Origin of the sequence: Bradyrhizobium sp. TM233 (genome assembly GCF_036247965.1) — a bacterium.
GTDB lineage: Bacteria > Pseudomonadota > Alphaproteobacteria > Rhizobiales > Xanthobacteraceae > Bradyrhizobium > Bradyrhizobium ottawaense.
Genome location: NZ_BTIG01000148.1, coordinates 398 through 800 on the forward strand (window position 1 = coordinate 398; position 403 = coordinate 800).

Annotated in this window: 1 protein-coding gene; it reads right to left on the bottom strand. The window is 65.8% G+C overall.

Annotated elements, in window-relative coordinates:
• Positions 1 to 44 precede the first annotated feature (44 nt).
• On the bottom strand, positions 45 to 403 hold a 359-nt coding region (locus tag AABA86_RS34095; RefSeq protein ID WP_338309864.1), incomplete at its 5' end, for an acyl-CoA dehydrogenase family protein.

Below are 403 nucleotides of genomic sequence, written 5' to 3' on the forward strand. Positions count from 1 at the left end.
TTTGCCCACCCTACGGCTCTTCCCGAGCGGTAAGAGGCGAAGCCTCAAGCCATGCTCAGCTCGTGGCGGCCGACCACCATCCAGTGCACCTCGTCCGGACCATCCGCGAAGCGCAGGTGGCGCACGTCCTGATACATCTCCGCGAGCGGGGTCCAGTGCGAGATGCCGGTGGCGCCGTGCATCTGGATCGCCTGGTCGATGATCTTGCAGGCGCGCTCGGGCACCATGGCCTTGACCATGGAGACCCAGACGCGGGCCTCCTTGTTGCCGAGCACGTCCATCGCCTTGGCCGCCTTCAGCACCATCAACCGCATCGCCTCGATCTCGCAGCGCGCCTGGGCGATGATCTGCATGTTGCCGCCGAGATGGGCGATCTTCTTGCCGAAGGCTTCGCGGGTGAGGC